The following is a 14,542-nucleotide window of genomic DNA, read 5'->3' on the forward strand; positions in this document are numbered from 1 at the left end:
TCGAGGGTGAGGAAGAGGCAGATCTGGGGCTGCTGCTGGCCGTGCAGGACGTCGCGGTAGGCTTCGCGCAGGGCGTGGGCGAGAACCTTGTTTGCGTACGAAGCGGCCAGTGGCTCGACGAAGAGGTACTGTCCGTCCTTTGGCCTCGGAGGCGCGGTGGAGCCCATGACCGTGCCGACGAGGGCCAGGGGCATCGCCGGCTCCGGGCTGCAAGCGGCGCCCTTGCCGCGCCGGGAGAATCTTGCGGCCGAGGATGTCGGAGATGTGCTCCTGATCGGCCGGCGGCAGTTGCAGGCTGGTGCGGCCGGTGGCTGAGGTCAGCTGGCCACCTGGGCGGGTGAGGGCCACGTTGCTCACCGCCCTCGGCGCAGTGGGCGAATCGTGGTGCTCGGCCTTGAGGAAACTTGCGCCGGGCCGGAGTGTTGAAATAGAGGTCGCGCATTTCGACGACCGTGCCGGCCACGAGGGCGGCGGTTCCGGGTGGCGCCGGGCGTGCCGGGCCAGCTTCCAGGCGTGGGTGGCGTCGCGCTCGCGGCTGGTGAGGCTGAGGCGGGCGACGGAGGCCACTGAGGCCAGGGCTTCGCCGCGGAAACCGAGGTGCCCACCCGCTCCAGGTCTTCCAGGGAGGCGATCTTGGAGGTGGCGTGACGGGTGAGGGCCAGGGCCAGTTCGTCCCGGGCGATGCCGCGCCGTCGTCGGTGACGTGGATGAGTTTGACGCCCCCTTCTTCCAGGGCCACCTGAACGACCATGCCGCCGGCGTCGAGGCTGTTTTCCAGGGAGTTCCTGGAGCACCGAGGCCGGGCCGCTCGACAACTTGCCGGCAGCGATCTGGCTGACCAGCAGGTCGGGAAGCGGGCGGATGGCGGGCATGGGCGGATTATACCTGGGGTAGAATGGGCGCTTTTGGGGCAGGGAGCAGGGGCGGAGCAACACCCCGGCCTCCGCAATGCCCTCCACGCTCCCTTTCCTCTCTGCCTCGTTCCCACCCACCCCCTATGGAAATCCTCGCCCAGTTCCTCGACATCGTCCTGCACCTGGACAAGCATCTGGCCCTGTGGTGCAGCAGTACGGGCTGTGGATTTACGCCATTCTCTTCATCATCATCTTTTCCGAAACCGGCTTCGTCGTCTTTCCTTCCTGCCGGGCGATTCGCTCCTCTTCGTGGCCGGCGCGCTGGCGGCCATCGGCGAGGGGGCATGGATATCGGCGTGCTGATGGCGGTTCTTCTCGCTGGCGGCCGTCGCCGGCAATACGGTCAATTACCAGATCGGCCGCATTGGGGCCAAGGGTCTTCCAGTGGCAGGGGTCGCGGCTCTTCAACCGCGACGCCATGGTCAGAGACCCACGCCTTCTACGAGAAGCACGGCGGCAAGACCCCGGTGATCTCGCGTTTCCTGCCGCTCTTTCGCACCTTCGCGCCCTTTGTCGCCGGCGTCGGCGAAATGACTTACGGCCGCTTTACGCTCTTCAACGTCATCGGGGCGGTGAGCTGGGTGGTGTCCCTCTGCCTCCTGGGCTACTGGTTCGGCAATTTCCCTGGATCAGAAGAATCTCTCCCTGGTGATCATCGCCATCATCGTCTTTTCCTGGTGCCCATCGTCATCGGCTACGTGAAAGGCCGGCAGGCGGCCAAGGTCCATGGCTGAAGGGGAGCGGAGCGGCGGGCATTCGGCGGGGGTGTGATGCGCCTGTTCGTCGTCCTGTTGGCGCTCGTCCTGGCCGGCTGCGCCACCAGGTGGGGGCGACGGCCACCGGGAAACCCAGTTCGACGCCCAAGTATCTGGCCAAGAGCGAGATCGACCGCATCGCTGACGCGGGCCGCGATGAAGTCTACGTAAGCCTGATGCTCCTCGCCGACAAGCTCTACCGCCGTAACCCGCGGGAATGGAAGAAGGTCGGAATGGCCAGCCGCGAGGCCGCCCTGGCGCGCCTGAAGGTGCGCTCGGTACCGCCGCCGGAACTGGAAGGGCGCCGGGAGGGTGCTGCGGCGCTTCAGGCCTTCCGCGAGGAGTACGCCGGGGATCGGGTGGCCGCCCTCATGTTCGGCCTGCTCACCATGGCCGACGAGGCGTTCGAACACAAGGAGGAATTTTCCTCCTCGACAGCCTGGACGAGCAGAAGCTTTACAACTTTGCCCGCAATCTGGAAATCGCGGTGTGGAAACTTGGCTCGGCACGGGACGCGGCCGGGGAGCCGATGCTGCTGTCCAACGAACTCGATCCCGCCAACCGCAATCTCTCTTTCGAGCGGGAATTCGGCCGCAGCATCGGCCTGCTGGACTTCCTGTCCCGGGTCATGGCCGACCGCAATGGCCGTACCGTGACGCGCTTCACCCAGTCGGTGGCGACCGCCATCTTCCTCCCCGTGGGGTTTTTGAAATGAAACAGATCGTCGTCCTTATCTCCGGCCGGGGCAGCAATATGGAAGCCCTCGTCCGCGCCCGGGACCGGGGGGAACTGCCTGGCAGGATCGCTGCCGTCATCAGTAACCGGCCCCAGGCCGCCGGCCTGGAAACCGCTGCCCGGGCCGGTATCGCCACGGACTGCGTCGATCACCGAGCCTTCGCCGGCCGCGAGGAATTCGACCTGGCCCTGGCGGAGTGCATCGATCGTCACCAGCCCGATCTGGTCGTGCTGGCCGGCTTCATGCGCATCCTGGGCGAAGGCTTCGTGCGGCGCTACGCGGGGCGCCTGGTCAATATCCATCCCTCGCTTCTGCCGGCCTTTCCGGGACTCCATACCCATCGCCGAGCCCTGGAGGAGGGGGTGCGGGTGCACATGGGTGCACGGTGCATTTCGTCACTCCGGCCCTGGATCACGGACCCATCGTCATCCAGGCCGCCGTCCCGGTCCTGGACGATGACGACGAGGATCGTCTCGCGGCGAGGGTGCTGGCCCAGGAACACCGCATCTATCCCCTGGCCGTGCGCTGGTTCGTCGAAGGGCGGCTCACGGTGGTCGATGGCCGGGTGCGCGTGGCCGGGGGCAGGCGGAGAGCGCTGCCCTGGTGTCCCCTTCCTTGCCCGAGCTGCGGTGAATACGGTGCTCACTGCCGTTCCGCCACCCCTATTCTCATAGGCGCTGAAATCGCATGCCTTTCGCGTTCCTGGCTGCCTTGATCGGTTCTCTTTCCATCCATGCCGCCGCCCTGTTTCTGCCGGAGGTCGATCTGGCGCCGGGAGCGGAGCCCCCGCCCCTGACAGCGGAAATCGTCCCTCCGCCCAAGCCGATCGACCCGCCCGCCCCCAGGCGGTGGAGGCGCCTCGACCCAAGAGCCCCCGCCCCGCCGGCCGACCCCGGCCCGTCACACAGCCTGTAACACCGCCCGAGGTGCCGGGAGCAGTGAGCCAGCACGCTGCGGAAGCCGCTTCGCCGCCGCTTGCGGAGCCGACGGTCCAGGCAACTCCCCCGGCCGCCACGCCGGAAGTGCCCGTCGTGCCTGTCCTCGCGGCCAGCGGACGCATCCGCTTCGCCGTCTATCGCGGGGAGCGGGGATTCGAGGTCGGGCGGGCGGAGCACGCCTGGGAATTTGCCGAGGGCCGCTATCGTCTGAGCACCCTGACCGAAACCTCGGGTCTCGCCGCCCTGTTCCGCCCCGTACGGGTGGAACTGGAAAGCCGCGGCGTCCTGACCGCCCGGGGACTGCGGCCCGAACGCTTCGAGACGCGGCGCAACGGCGCGGCGACGCGGGAAAATGCCGCCTTCGACTGGAGCGCCGGGGAGGTGATCCTGGAGCGGGACGGTCGGCGCCTCGCCGTGAGTGAGGGCGCGCAGGATCTGGCATCCTTTCCCTACCAGTTCGCCTACCTGGCGGGCCTGGAGAAGGGCCACGTCCTGACCGTGGTCAGCGGCCGCAAGCTGGAGCGCTACGCCTTCGACGCTCTGGGTGAAGAGGAGGTGACCGTACCGGCGGGCACTTTCCGAACCCTGCACCTCAAGGTCCTGGGCGAGTCGGTGACCGAACTCTGGTTGGCGCCCGAGCGCGGTTTCGTTCCGGTCAAGATTCGCCACATCGACAAGAAGGGCGACTCCTACGAGGAGCACGCCGTCGAACTGGGAAGCCCATGAAAGCCCGTTTCACTCCCCCTCTTCGCCCACGCCATAGCGCTTCTCGCCGAGGTCCTGCGTTTCGAGCACCCCGCCGATGGCGTCGTTTCGCGCTACTTCCGCGAGCACCGGCAACTCGGCCACGCCGACCGCGCCTTCGTCGCCGAGGCGGTCTTCGCCGTCCTGCGTCGGCGCCGCAGTCTGGAAGCGCGCTGTCGGGGAGAGGCCACGCCGCGGCGTCTCCTGCTGGCTGCCCTGGTCACGGTCTTCGGCTGGAACCGCCGTCAATTGGAGCAGGTGCTGCGGGCCGCCGAAGCCGATTGGCTGGGCGAGGCCAAGGCGCTGGACGAAGCTTCGCTACCGGCCGCGGTGCGGGCCGACCTGCCGGACTGGCTGTACGAGGCCCTGCAGGGTCAGTACGGCGAAGAGGCCACCCAGACCCTGGCAGCGGCGCTCAATCAGCCGGCACCCCTGGACCTGCGGGTCAACACCCTGAAGGCGGAGCGCGAAGCCGTTCTCGCCCGCCTGGACGCCGACGGCATCGGCGCCCGGCCAGGCGCATTGTCGCCCTGGGCCGTGCGCCTCGCAGACAAACCGGCCCTCGCCCGGCACCCGCTCTTTCTGGAAGGCGCGGTCGAGGTCCAGGACGAGGGCAGCCAGCTTCTCGGCTTGCTGCTCGCGCCGCGGCGGGGGGAGATGGTGGTCGATTTCTGTGCCGGAGCGGGGGGCAAGACCCTGCTCCTGGGCGCCCTCATGAAGAACACCGGCCGCCTCTACGCCTTCGATGTTTCCGAGCGCCGGCTGGCCAATCTGAAGCCGCGCCTCGCCCGATCAGGCCTCTCCAACGTGCATCCGGTGCGCATCGAGCACGAGCGCGACGCCCGGGTGCGCCGTCTGGCGGGAAAGGTTGACCGGGTGCTGGTCGATGCGCCTTGTTCCGGACTCGGCACCCTGCGGCGCAATCCCGACCTCAAGTGGCGCCAGGACGCGGGGGCGGTGGCGGAACTTGGGCTCAAGCAGGCCGCCATTCTGAAATCCGCGGCGAGCCTGCTGCGTCCCGGCGGGCGCCTTGTTTACGCGACCTGCAGCCTGCTCCAGGCGGAAAACGACGCCATCGTCGATGCCTTCCTCCTTGAGCACCCGGACTTCCGCCCGGTGGCGGCGGACGAGATCCTTGCCCGGCAGGGCATCGGACTGCCCGGAGAACGACTCCGGCTCCTGCCGCAGATTCACGCCTGTGACGGCTTTTTCGCCGCCGTGCTGGAGAAGGCGCCATGAACGAAATGCAAGCCCTGCGCCTCCTTTCGGACTTGTGGGCGGATTTGCGCGATCCCGATTTCGTCTGGCAGGTCGTCGCCCTGTTCGTCTCCCTGGGCGTCGCCGCACTCGTCGCCCGGGCCTGGCGCAGCCGCGGGGTGAGCGCCCGCAGGCGCTGCACGCGGCGGGTTCCCGGCTGGCATTTCCCCTCACCGCCATGGCCCTGGCCGGGGTGGCCCAGATCGGGCTGCGCGGGGTCATCCACGTCAATCTGCTCAAGGTCGCCGTGCCTCTCCTGGGGTCCATGGCCCTGGTGCGCGGCATCGTCTATGTCCTGCGCCGCAGCTTTCCCGAAGCTGCCTGGCTCGCCGCCTGGGAAAGAATGCTGGCCTTCCTCATCTGGGGATGGCTCGCCCTGTATATCACCGACCTCGCGCCCACCGTCATCCATGGCCTGGAGCAGGTCAGTCTCTCGGTAGGACGCACATCCCTCAATCTGTGGATGATCCTGCACGGCCTGGTGACGGTCTTCCTCACCGTCGTCGCCGCCCTGTGGATCGGCGGCGTGGTCGAGAGCCGGCTGATGGGATTCGGCGACCTCGACAGCAGCCTGCGCATCGTCGCCGTAAGGGTGGTGAAGGCGCTCCTGACTGTCTTTGCCCTGCTGCTCAGCCTGACCCTGGTGGGTATCGACATGACGGCCCTCTCGGTCTTCACCGGGGCGCTGGGCGTCGGTCTTGGCCTCGGGCTCCAGAAGATCGCCAGCAATTACGTGGCGGGCTTCATCATCCTGCTCGACCGTTCGATTCGCATCGGCAATCCCATCCAGACCGACGCCAACACCGGCGGCGTGGTCACCAAGATCACCACCCGCTACACGGTCCTGCGCAGCGGCGGCGGCACCGAGTTCATCGTCCCCAATGAAGTTCTGGTCAGTAACATCGTGCAGAACCAGACCTACTCCGACACGCAGGTCCGTCTCTCCACGACGGTAGGCGTCGCCTACGGCAGCGACCTCGATCAGGTCAGGGAAATCCTGGTGGGGGTCGCCGCGGCCCATCCCCGCGTTTTGCCGGACCCGGCACCCGGCGTCGCCCTGCTGCGCTTCGGCGAAAGCAGCCTGGACCTTGAACTGGGCTTCTGGATCGACGACCCGGAAGAAGGTACCGGGAACATCCGCTCGGAAATCAACTTCGCCATTTGGCGGGCCTTCCGCGATGCGGGAATCGACATCCCCTTCCCCCAGCGGGAAGTGCGCTTGCTGCAATAGGGTCGACCGAGGTTTTCTGCTTGCGACCGCAGGGCAAAAAAACCCCGCCGAAGCGGGGTAACAGGGAGGTCTCGAAAAGGGGATTTCGAGAGGAGGGTAATCGTTCAGCGTCGGCGGCGACGCAGGATGGCCCGGGCGGCATAGAGGGCGACGCCCGTCGCGATGCCTGCGGCGACGGCGCGGAGCAGTTCCGCGTTACCGTCGGCGAGCCAGTCGAGGCCGCTTACGCCGAGAAAGACGCCGAGGCTTTCGCTGATCGGCAGGCTGTCGCTGAAGGACATGTCAGAGGACTTTCCGGAGCTCGGCGGCGATTTGTCCTGCATTGCCGGACTCTTGCTCAAACAGGTAACGCCGGGCGGCGTCGAGAAATTCCTGGCGGTTTTGGTCGTTCATGTTGTTTTTCTCTGGGGAAAGCGATTTGCGATGGATGGCATTCTAGGGATGGCCGGGCAAGCGGTCTGTGGCGATTGCGTGGGGAGGCCGTAACCGGCCTTGATGCGCTGTGACCGACTGTGACGGTCAGCCCGGTTGCCGCTGTGGCCAGCTCAGGGTGAGCCGTGCTCCCCCAGGGCGAGACGTCCGACCGGGCCGTACCGCCATGCAGCTCCATCACGCGTCGCGCAATGGCCAGCCCCAGCCCGTAACCTCCCGTGGATCGGTCGCGGGACCGGTCGAGGCGGGTAAAGGCAGAGAAGACGTGTTCCCGGTCTTCGGCAGGAATGCCGATGCCGTCGTCGTCGACGTGGATGGACAACATCGAGTCAGCCCGTTCCAGGCGAACGGCCACCCGTTCCTTGGCGTACTTGAAGGCGTTGCGCAACAGGTTGCGCAGGGCGTAAGGGCAGGCCTTACGGTCGATGTCGGCGGAAAAATCCTCCGGCAGGTCGGCCAGATCGAGGAGACTTCCAGGTGGCGACCCAGGACGCGCATGGTTTCCACCTGCCCGCTCAGCCAGTCGGCCATCGGGACGTGGGTGAAATGAGGGCGGGGGCTTCTCGTTCGAGGCGCGCGTAGGTGAGGCTGGTGTCGATGAGGTTGTCGAGTTCGTCGAGGTCGCCCTCCATCATGGCCCACAGGCGATCCCGCTCGTCGGCCGAATCGGTCTCCGAGAGCATTTCCAGGGCAAAGCGCAGGCGGGCGATGGGGGTGCGCAGTTCGTGGGATATGCCGGAAGAAAGTTCCTTGTGGGTGGCGATGAGCTGCTGGATGCGCTCCGCCATGCCGTTCAGGGTATAGGCGAGGGGGGCGAACAACTGGCTGCGGGCAGTGGGGGCCCGGGCCTCCAGGTTGCCGTCGCCGAAATCCCGGGCCGTCTGCCGCAGGGCCTCCAGGTCGCGCCAGACGGGACGAATCCAGAACCACAGCGCGACGGCGAAGATCAGGCCGGTCAGGCTCCAGGTGAGAAGTCGCAGGCGCAGATCCAAGGGGATGCGCTCCGGGATTTCCTGATTGCGTCCTGCCGCCAGGGGGCCAACCACGAGTACCTTGCTGGTGTTGCCCAGGCGGTGATACATCACGTCGCCGTCGTGGTCGATGGCAATGTCCCCGGCATCGAGCTTCAGGACCTGGGAGGCGGTGAGGACACGGTCGAGGGAAATGCGCTCGACGATGTCCAGATGGTAGGAAAATTTTTCGTCGAGGATCTTGATCTGCTTTTCCCAGTTGTTGCGGGAGTGCCGGAAAAGCTCGTTCTCGATCAGGGTGATGGTGCCCCGCATGAAGCGCCGCGCGTAGTCGTCGGTGATGCCCCGCTGGGCGGTGGAGATGACGAAATCGGCGGTGAAGGCGATGGCGACGAAGGAACCCATCGCCAGCAGGTAGAAATTGAAGAAGAGCTTGGAAAGACTGTAGCGACCGCCCCGCCAGCGCGGCATCGAGACCCGGAACAGCGAGCGCATCGGGCTCGGTCCGGGGCTGCGCTCAGTTCCAGTCATGCTTGCTGAACAGGTAGCCCTTTCCCCGCACGGTCTTGATCCGGGTGGGGTTTTCGGGATCGTCGTTGAGCTTTTTGCGCAGACGGGAGATGCGGGCGTCGATGGAACGGTCGAGACCGTCGAAGCCGATGCCGCGGAGTTCCTGCAGGAGATCGTCGCGGGAAAGCACGTTGCCTGCGTGGCAGGCGAGGAGCCAGAGGAGGTCGAACTCGGCCGTGGTCAGGTCGATGGATTGCTCCCCCAGGGTGGCGGTGCGGGTAGCCTGGCTGATGCGGAACTGGCCGAAAATCTTTTCCTCGCCACTGCCGGGCGCTGCTTCGGGGGCGGCCGGGAGGCGGCGCAGGAGCGCCTTGATGCGGGCCAGCAGCACCCGCGGCTGGACAGGCTTGGCGATGTAATCGTCAGCCCCCATTTCGAGACCCAGAATCTGGTCGAAATCCTCGTCCCGGGCAGTGAGCATGAGAATCACGCCGCGGTAGGCGTGGCGCACGGCGCGGCAGACCTCGAAGCCGTCCTTGCCCGGGAGCATGACGTCCAGGATGACGAGGTCGGGCTGCTCCGCCAGGATGCGGGTCTCGGCGGTGTCGCCCCGGCCTTCGATGGCGACATCAAAATCGTTGCGGGTGAGGTATTCGGAGGTCAGTCCGGCGAGGCGTTCGTCGTCTTCGACGAGGAGGATGCGAGCAATCATGGCGCCTAGTGTAGCGTTCCCTGGGGCCTGCTTCAAAACCCTCATGGGCGCGGGGTATCCGGAGCATCGGCCATGCCTTAGAATGGTTCGTCGGATTTTGCTGGAGCTTGTGTGGATTTCCTGTTTTCCGGGGTGTTCGATCTGCCCTGGTGGGCCTACTGTCTGGTGGCCCTCGGCCTCACCCATGTGACCATTGCGGCGGTCACCATTTTTCTGCATCGCTGCCAGGCGCACCGGGCTTTGGAACTGGGGCCGCTGCCTTCGCATTTTTTCCGTTTCTGGCTGTGGCTGACCACCGGCATGATTACGCGAGAGTGGGCTGCCATCCACCGCAAGCACCACGCCAAATGCGAGACCCCGGACGACCCCCATAGCCCCCAGGTTCTGGGCCTCAATCGGGTGCTTTGGGCAGGGGTGTTCCTCTATGTGCGGGAATCCCACAATCGCGAAACTGTCGCCCGCTACGGCCACGGCACGCCCGACGACTGGCTGGAGCACAGACTCTATACCCCCTGGCACAAGTTTGGTGTCGTCCTCATGGCGATGATCGATCTGGCCCTGTTCGGCTTCCTGCCAGGGATTTCGATCTGGGCGGTCCAGATGGTCTGGATTCCGTTCTGGGCCGCCGGGGTCATCAATGGCGTAGGGCATTTCTGGGGGGTATCGCAATTTCGGCTGCGCCGATGCCTCGACCAATATCCTGCCCTGGGGCATCCTGATCGGGGGCGAGGAACTGCACAACAACCATCATGCCTACGCCACCTCCGCCAAGCTTTCCAGTCGCTGGTACGAATTCGACATCGGCTGGTTCTACATCCGTCTGCTGGCCCTGCTTGGCCAGGCCCGGGTGAAAAAGGTGGCGCCCCTGCCGCGCCTGGGTGTACCGCGGGCCGAGGTGGACCTGGATACGCTCCAGGCAGTCATCGCCTGCCGCTACGATGTTTTGGCGCGCTACGCCCGTTCCTTGGCCGAAGTCTACCGTCAGGAAATCGAGGGTTTGGCCGACCGGGCTCAATTCAAGGGCCTGAAGCGCTGGTTGGACGTAGATGCCGGTGCCGTACCTGCGGAGTGGCGCGGGCGTCTGGACGCCCTGCTGGCACGGAGCCAGTCCCTGGCGACGCTCTACGCCATGCGGGAGGAGTTGGCCCAGGTCTGGAGCCGGACCAACGCCAGCGCGGAGCAACTGGTAGGTGCTTTGCAAGCCTGGTGCCAAAAGGCTGACGCTTCGAGCATTGCCCAGCTCAGGGAGCTTTCCGTGAGGGTACGCAGCTATGCGCCGGTGTGATTGGGCGGTCCTGACGCAGGTGCCGACGCGGGCCTGGTTCGCGACGCTGGCCCTGGGCGCCTTCGGGCTGGTGGCGGTGGGAATGGAACTGCAGACGCTCCTGCGGCTGGCGCCTTGTCCTTTGTGCATCTTCCAGCGCCTGCTCTATCTGGTGATCGGCGTGCTTGGGCTGGCGGGGTTTCTCCTGCCCGGACTGCGCTTGCTGTGGTGTGGCGTCGTCGTCCTGGCGGGCCTGGGCGGTGCCGGTGTCGCGGCTTACCAGAGCTGGATGCAGGCCTTCCCTCATCTGGCGACCGAATGCGGTTTCACCGATCCGACGGCCATAGAGCGTCTGGTCGACACCCTGGGGATGGCCTGGCCGGGACTCTTCTTGGCGACGGGCTTTTGTACCAGCCGCGATTGGGAGTTCCTGGGGCTTTCCATGGCCAACTGGTCCTTTTTCGTCTTTCTGGGCATGGCAGGATTTGCCCTGGTCCTGATGCGCTACGGCAGGAGCGGGCAATAAAAAACCCGCCTATGGGGCGGGTTTTCAGTGGGGCAGCAAGGCCTTACTTCAGTTTTACTTCCTTGAAGGCCACATGCTTGCGGACCTTGGGGTCGTACTTCACGAACTCCAGCTTCTCAGGCGTCGTGCGCTTGTTCTTGGAGGTGGTGTAGAAGTAGCCGGTGCCGGCCGTGGATTCCAGCTTGATTTTTTCGCGACCGCCTTTAGCCATTTCGCTCTTCCTTTATCTATCAGACTTCGCCACGGGCACGCAGATCGGCCAGGACGACGTCGATGCCGTTCTTGTCGATGATGCGCAGGCCGGCGTTGGAAACGCGCAGGCGGATGAAGCGGTTTTCACTTTCGACCCAGAACCGGCGGTATTGCAGATTGGGCAGGAAGCGGCGCTTCGTTTTGTTGTTGGCGTGGGAAACGTTGTTCCCAACCATCGGGCTCTTGCCCGTCACTTGGCAGACTCGCGCCATGAGGGTGCTCCAGTTCCGGTAATTCGTTAGAGGAAAGCCCGCGATTTTAGCGGAGCACCAGGGGCATAAGCAAGTTTTTTGTTCTTGTCAAAGGAGTCCCCGCTCTGAGAAAGAGAGGGGATTACCCGTTCCGGCCACGATGAAGTGGTCGAGAACCTTGACCTCGACCAGGGCGAGGGCGTCCTTCAGGTTGCGGGTGATGGCCTCATCGGCCCGTGACGGTTCGGCGACGCCCGAGGGGTGGTTGTGGGCCAGGATGACCGCGGCGGCATTGTGGCGCAGGGCAGCCTTTACCACCTCCCGGGGATAGACCGAGGTGCCGGTGAGGCTGCCGCGGAAGAGTTCCTCGCTGGCGATCAGGCGATTCTGGGCGTCGAGCCACAGGGCCACGAAGGCCTCGTGGGGGCGTCCGGCGAGGTGGAGTCGCAGCCAGTCCCGCACCGCGCCGGGGGAGGTGAAGGCGTCCCGGGCGACCAGTTCCTGGGCCAGGGCGCGGCGGGCAAGTTCGAAACTGGCTTTCAACTGGGCTGCCTTGGCGGTGCCGATGCCGGAAACCTTGGCCAGGTCGTCGAGAGGAGCCTCGACCAGTTTCTCCAGGCGCCCGCCGTAGCGTTGCAGAAGATCCCGGGCGAGGTCGACGGCGCTTTTTCCCCGCACTCCGACCCGCAGGTAGATGGCGAGGAGTTCCGCGTCGGAAAGGGCGCCGGGACCGAGGCGGAGCAGGCGTTCCCGGGGCGGTCGCCCTCGGGCCAGTCGGTGATGGCCATGGGATTTCCAGTAGAATGGTCCGCATCGCATTCTACTGGCAAGACAATGGAATTGCATGGCAAGCGCATCGTTCTTGGGGTGACCGGCGGCATCGCGGCCTACAAGGCGGCGGAACTGGTCCGCCTGCTGGTCAAGGTGGGGGCTGAGGTGCAGGTGGCCATGACCGAGGCGGCGACCCACTTCGTCACGACCACCACCTTTCAGGCGCTCTCCGGGCGGCCGGTGTTCGTCGATCAGTGGGACGACCGCCGTGCCAAAGGCATGGCCCATATCGACCTTTCCCGGCAGGCCGACTGCATCGTCGTGGCGCCGGCTTCGGCGGATTTCCTGGCGCGCATCGCCCACGGCCTGGCCGACGACCTGCTCGCCACCCTGGTGTTGGCTCGGGACTGCCCCCTTCTTGTGGCGCCGGCCATGAACCGGCAGATGTGGGAAAACCCGGCGACCCGCCGCAATGTGGCGACCCTGGCCGGCGATGGCGTCGCCATCCTGGGCCCCGCTTGCGGCGAGCAGGCCTGTGGCGAGGTCGGCGAGGGCCGCATGGTCGAAGCCGAAGAAATCTTCCAGGCCCTGGTGGCCTTCTTCACCCCCAAGGTGCTCGCCGGCCGGCGGGTGCTTCTGACGGCGGGGCCGACGTTCGAGGCCATCGACGCCGTGCGCGGCATCACCAATCTCTCCTCCGGGCGCATGGGCTACGCGGTGGCCCAGGCGGCACAGCGGGCGGGGGCGGCGGTGACCCTGGTTTCCGGTCCGGTGGAACTGGCTTCGCCGGCGGGGGTCGAGCGCATCGCCGTGCGCAGCGCCCTCGACATGCACCGGGAAGTGATGGCCCGGGCGGCAGGCTGCGACATTTTCATCGGCGTCGCCGCGGTGGCCGACTACCGCCCCGCGGCGCCGGCCGGGTACAAATTGAAGAAGGACGCGGGCGGAGCGCCGCCGGTGGAACTGCTCGAAAACCCCGACATCCTGGCCGAGGTCGCCGCCTTGACGAATCCGCCCTTCTGCGTGGGCTTCGCGGCCGAGAGCGGCAACCTGGAGGAGTACGCCCGGAAGAAGCGGGAGAAGAAGAAAATCCCCCTCATTGCCGCCAATCTGATCCAGGATGGCTTCGGCGGTGACGACAACCGGCTGGTCCTGCTGGATGACGCGGGAGTCCATCCCCTCGCCCCCGGTCCCAAGGCGCTCCTGGCGCGGCAATTGGTGGAACACATTGCTCAACTTCTGGAAAAACGCTGATGCATCGTATCGACGTCCGCATTCTTGATCCCCGTCTGAAGGATTCGCCCCCCCACTACGCCACCCCGGGCTCGGCCGGACTCGATCTGCGGGCCTGTCTGGAGGCGCCGCTCCACTTGCCCCCCGGCGGCACCATCCTGGTCCCTACAGGCATGGCCATCCATCTGGCCGACCCCGGGCTTGCCGCCATGATCCTGCCCCGTTCGGGGCTGGGGCACAAATACGGCATCGTGCTGGGCAATCTCGTCGGCTTGATCGATTCCGACTACCAGGGGGAGTTGATGGTGTCGGTGTGGAATCGGGGCAGGGAGTCCTTCACCCTCAATCCCCTCGATCGCATCGCCCAACTGGTGGTCGTTCCCGTCCTGCAGGTGGGCTTCAACGTGGTCGATGAATTCGACGTATCGGTGCGCGGGGTGGGTGGATTCGGGAGCACCGGCAAGTCATGAGGGCGGGGCTGGCCGGGGTGCTGATCCTGGTCGCCGGGGCGGTGATGGCCGCCGACGATGCCGAGGTCGCCCGCGGCGAGGAACTGGTCATGGGGCGTTGCTTCCTGTGCCACGGTGTTTCCGGTGACAGTTCAAGCCCCCTCTACCCCAAGATTGCCGGTCAGCACCCGAGCTATCTGCACAAGCAGATGCGCAATTACCTTTCCGGCGAACGGGAAGGAACCGACATGCGCAAGGCCCTGGCCGGGCTGGGCGATGCCGACCTCCGGGCCCTGGCGCTCTACTATAGCCGCCAGCCCACGACCCGCGGCAATTCTTCCTACCCCCAGATGCGTGAGGCGGGTGAACGTCTATTCCGCGAAGGCAATCCCGCCACCGGCCTGAAGCCCTGCAAGGAGTGCCATGGCGACGAAGGGGGTGGAACGGACAAGACGCCTCGGCTGGCCGGGCAGCACGCCCTGTATATCGAGACCCAGTTGAGTCTTTTCGAAGAGCGGCGACGCACCAACGACAACGAGAAGATGCACGACGTGGCCAAGCGCCTTTCCATCGACGAGATGCGGGCGGTGGCCGAGTACCTGCGCGGTCTCTGACGGGCACCGGGGGACCACCCCGGCATCTGCCTGCCAGGGTAG

The 14,542-nt window shown here is 66.0% G+C and carries 15 protein-coding genes and 4 pseudogenes; 11 read left to right on the plus strand and 8 right to left on the minus strand.

The window, feature by feature from the left end:
• The coding region (gene mutL, locus IPM73_03095) for a DNA mismatch repair protein MutL (GenBank protein ID MBK8917063.1) at positions 1–194 on the minus strand (194 nt) is incomplete at its 3' end.
• Positions 195–997: 803 nt separating this feature from the next.
• On the opposite strand from mutL, the pseudogene IPM73_03100 reads away from it, so the two are divergent.
• The 6 genes and pseudogenes from IPM73_03100 to IPM73_03125 all read left to right on the plus strand — a co-directional run bounded on the left by IPM73_03100 (position 998) and on the right by IPM73_03125 (position 6,575).
• Positions 998–1,616, plus strand: a pseudogene (locus IPM73_03100) (DedA family protein).
• Between the two features lie 540 nt (positions 1,617–2,156).
• Positions 2,157–2,384 carry a hypothetical protein gene (locus IPM73_03105; GenBank protein ID MBK8917064.1) on the plus strand — a complete coding sequence of 76 codons (228 nt, stop codon included), beginning with the start codon at positions 2,157–2,159 and terminating at the stop codon, positions 2,382–2,384.
• A pseudogene (locus tag IPM73_03110) lies at positions 2,381–3,120 on the plus strand (phosphoribosylglycinamide formyltransferase). The gene IPM73_03105 and the pseudogene IPM73_03110 overlap by 4 nt, the downstream one beginning before the upstream one ends.
• Before the next feature lie 223 nt (positions 3,121–3,343).
• Positions 3,344–4,069 (plus strand): DUF3108 domain-containing protein, encoded by a 726-nt coding sequence (locus IPM73_03115; protein MBK8917065.1) that lies wholly within the window; start codon positions 3,344–3,346, stop codon positions 4,067–4,069.
• 33 nt (positions 4,070–4,102) lie between these two features.
• Complete coding sequence (locus tag IPM73_03120) at positions 4,103–5,326, plus strand: RsmB/NOP family class I SAM-dependent RNA methyltransferase (protein MBK8917066.1); 1,224 nt, start codon at positions 4,103–4,105, stop codon at positions 5,324–5,326.
• A gap of 196 nt (positions 5,327–5,522) precedes the next feature.
• Positions 5,523–6,575 (plus strand): mechanosensitive ion channel, encoded by a 1,053-nt coding sequence (locus IPM73_03125; GenBank protein MBK8917067.1) that lies wholly within the window; start codon positions 5,523–5,525, stop codon positions 6,573–6,575.
• Between the two features lie 104 nt (positions 6,576–6,679).
• Here the strand turns inward: IPM73_03125 and IPM73_03130 are convergent, their stop codons facing one another.
• From IPM73_03130 to IPM73_03145, 4 genes are read right to left on the minus strand one after another with little or no spacing between them, the layout of a single operon-like run.
• Entirely contained in the window at positions 6,680–6,856 is a 177-nt protein-coding gene (locus IPM73_03130) for a hypothetical protein (GenBank protein ID MBK8917068.1), read from the minus strand.
• A 56-nt stretch (positions 6,857–6,912) separates the two neighbouring features.
• Positions 6,913–7,530 (minus strand): ATP-binding protein, encoded by a 618-nt coding sequence (locus IPM73_03135; GenBank protein MBK8917069.1) that lies wholly within the window; start codon positions 7,528–7,530, stop codon positions 6,913–6,915.
• Entirely contained in the window at positions 7,523–8,473 is a 951-nt protein-coding gene (locus IPM73_03140) for a hypothetical protein (GenBank protein MBK8917070.1), read from the minus strand. Before IPM73_03140 ends, IPM73_03135 begins: the two co-directional genes overlap by 8 nt.
• A gap of 22 nt (positions 8,474–8,495) precedes the next feature.
• Positions 8,496–9,200, minus strand: coding sequence for a winged helix-turn-helix domain-containing protein (locus tag IPM73_03145; protein MBK8917071.1), 705 nt, complete (start codon positions 9,198–9,200; stop codon positions 8,496–8,498).
• 120 nt (positions 9,201–9,320) lie between these two features.
• Between IPM73_03145 and IPM73_03150 the strand changes: the two are divergent.
• Positions 9,321–10,485 (plus strand): annotated as a pseudogene (locus IPM73_03150) (fatty acid desaturase).
• The gene (locus IPM73_03155; GenBank protein ID MBK8917072.1) at positions 10,472–10,990 is read left to right on the plus strand and encodes a disulfide bond formation protein B; all 519 of its coding nucleotides are present in this window, start codon (positions 10,472–10,474) and stop codon (positions 10,988–10,990) included. The pseudogene IPM73_03150 and the gene IPM73_03155 overlap by 14 nt, the downstream one beginning before the upstream one ends.
• A gap of 43 nt (positions 10,991–11,033) precedes the next feature.
• Here the strand turns inward: IPM73_03155 and rpmG are convergent, their stop codons facing one another.
• From rpmG to radC, 3 genes and pseudogenes are all read right to left on the minus strand, one after another.
• Positions 11,034–11,201: a 50S ribosomal protein L33 gene (gene rpmG / locus IPM73_03160; protein MBK8917073.1), complete on the minus strand. Its 168-nt coding sequence runs from the start codon at positions 11,199–11,201 to the stop codon at positions 11,034–11,036.
• A 19-nt stretch (positions 11,202–11,220) separates the two neighbouring features.
• Positions 11,221–11,454, minus strand: coding sequence for a 50S ribosomal protein L28 (gene rpmB / locus IPM73_03165; protein ID MBK8917074.1), 234 nt, complete (start codon positions 11,452–11,454; stop codon positions 11,221–11,223).
• Between the two features lie 87 nt (positions 11,455–11,541).
• Positions 11,542–12,221 (minus strand): annotated as a pseudogene (gene radC, locus IPM73_03170) (DNA repair protein RadC).
• Positions 12,222–12,267: 46 nt separating this feature from the next.
• Between radC and coaBC the strand changes: the two are divergent.
• From coaBC to IPM73_03185, 3 genes are read left to right on the plus strand one after another with little or no spacing between them, the layout of a single operon-like run.
• The gene (gene coaBC / locus IPM73_03175) at positions 12,268–13,458 is read left to right on the plus strand and encodes a bifunctional phosphopantothenoylcysteine decarboxylase/phosphopantothenate--cysteine ligase CoaBC (protein MBK8917075.1); all 1,191 of its coding nucleotides are present in this window, start codon (positions 12,268–12,270) and stop codon (positions 13,456–13,458) included.
• Positions 13,458–13,907 carry a dUTP diphosphatase gene (gene dut, locus IPM73_03180; protein ID MBK8917076.1) on the plus strand — a complete coding sequence of 150 codons (450 nt, stop codon included), beginning with the start codon at positions 13,458–13,460 and terminating at the stop codon, positions 13,905–13,907. Before coaBC ends, dut begins: the two co-directional genes overlap by 1 nt.
• Entirely contained in the window at positions 13,904–14,500 is a 597-nt protein-coding gene (locus IPM73_03185; protein ID MBK8917077.1) for a cytochrome c4, read from the plus strand. The genes dut and IPM73_03185 overlap by 4 nt, the downstream gene beginning before the upstream one ends.
• The last annotated feature ends 42 nt before the right edge of the window (positions 14,501–14,542 follow it).

Source organism: Betaproteobacteria bacterium, assembly GCA_016720065.1.
In the GTDB taxonomy this organism is placed as follows: domain Bacteria; phylum Pseudomonadota; class Gammaproteobacteria; order Burkholderiales; family Rhodocyclaceae; genus SSSZ01.

Coding starts and splice junctions, on each gene's coding strand:
- IPM73_03125 (MBK8917067.1), top strand. CDS start 5,523: ATGGCCCTGGCCGGGGTGGCCCAGATCGGGCTGCGCGGGGTCATCCAC.
- IPM73_03130 (MBK8917068.1), bottom strand. CDS start 6,856: ATGTCCTTCAGCGACAGCCTGCCGATCAGCGAAAGCCTCGGCGTCTTT.
- IPM73_03140 (MBK8917070.1), bottom strand. CDS start 8,473: ATGCGCTCGCTGTTCCGGGTCTCGATGCCGCGCTGGCGGGGCGGTCGC.
- IPM73_03145 (MBK8917071.1), bottom strand. CDS start 9,200: ATGATTGCTCGCATCCTCCTCGTCGAAGACGACGAACGCCTCGCCGGA.
- IPM73_03155 (MBK8917072.1), top strand. CDS start 10,472: ATGCGCCGGTGTGATTGGGCGGTCCTGACGCAGGTGCCGACGCGGGCC.
- rpmG (MBK8917073.1), bottom strand. CDS start 11,201: ATGGCTAAAGGCGGTCGCGAAAAAATCAAGCTGGAATCCACGGCCGGC.
- rpmB (MBK8917074.1), bottom strand. CDS start 11,454: ATGGCGCGAGTCTGCCAAGTGACGGGCAAGAGCCCGATGGTTGGGAAC.
- coaBC (MBK8917075.1), top strand. CDS start 12,268: ATGGAATTGCATGGCAAGCGCATCGTTCTTGGGGTGACCGGCGGCATC.
- dut (MBK8917076.1), top strand. CDS start 13,458: ATGCATCGTATCGACGTCCGCATTCTTGATCCCCGTCTGAAGGATTCG.
- IPM73_03185 (MBK8917077.1), top strand. CDS start 13,904: ATGAGGGCGGGGCTGGCCGGGGTGCTGATCCTGGTCGCCGGGGCGGTG.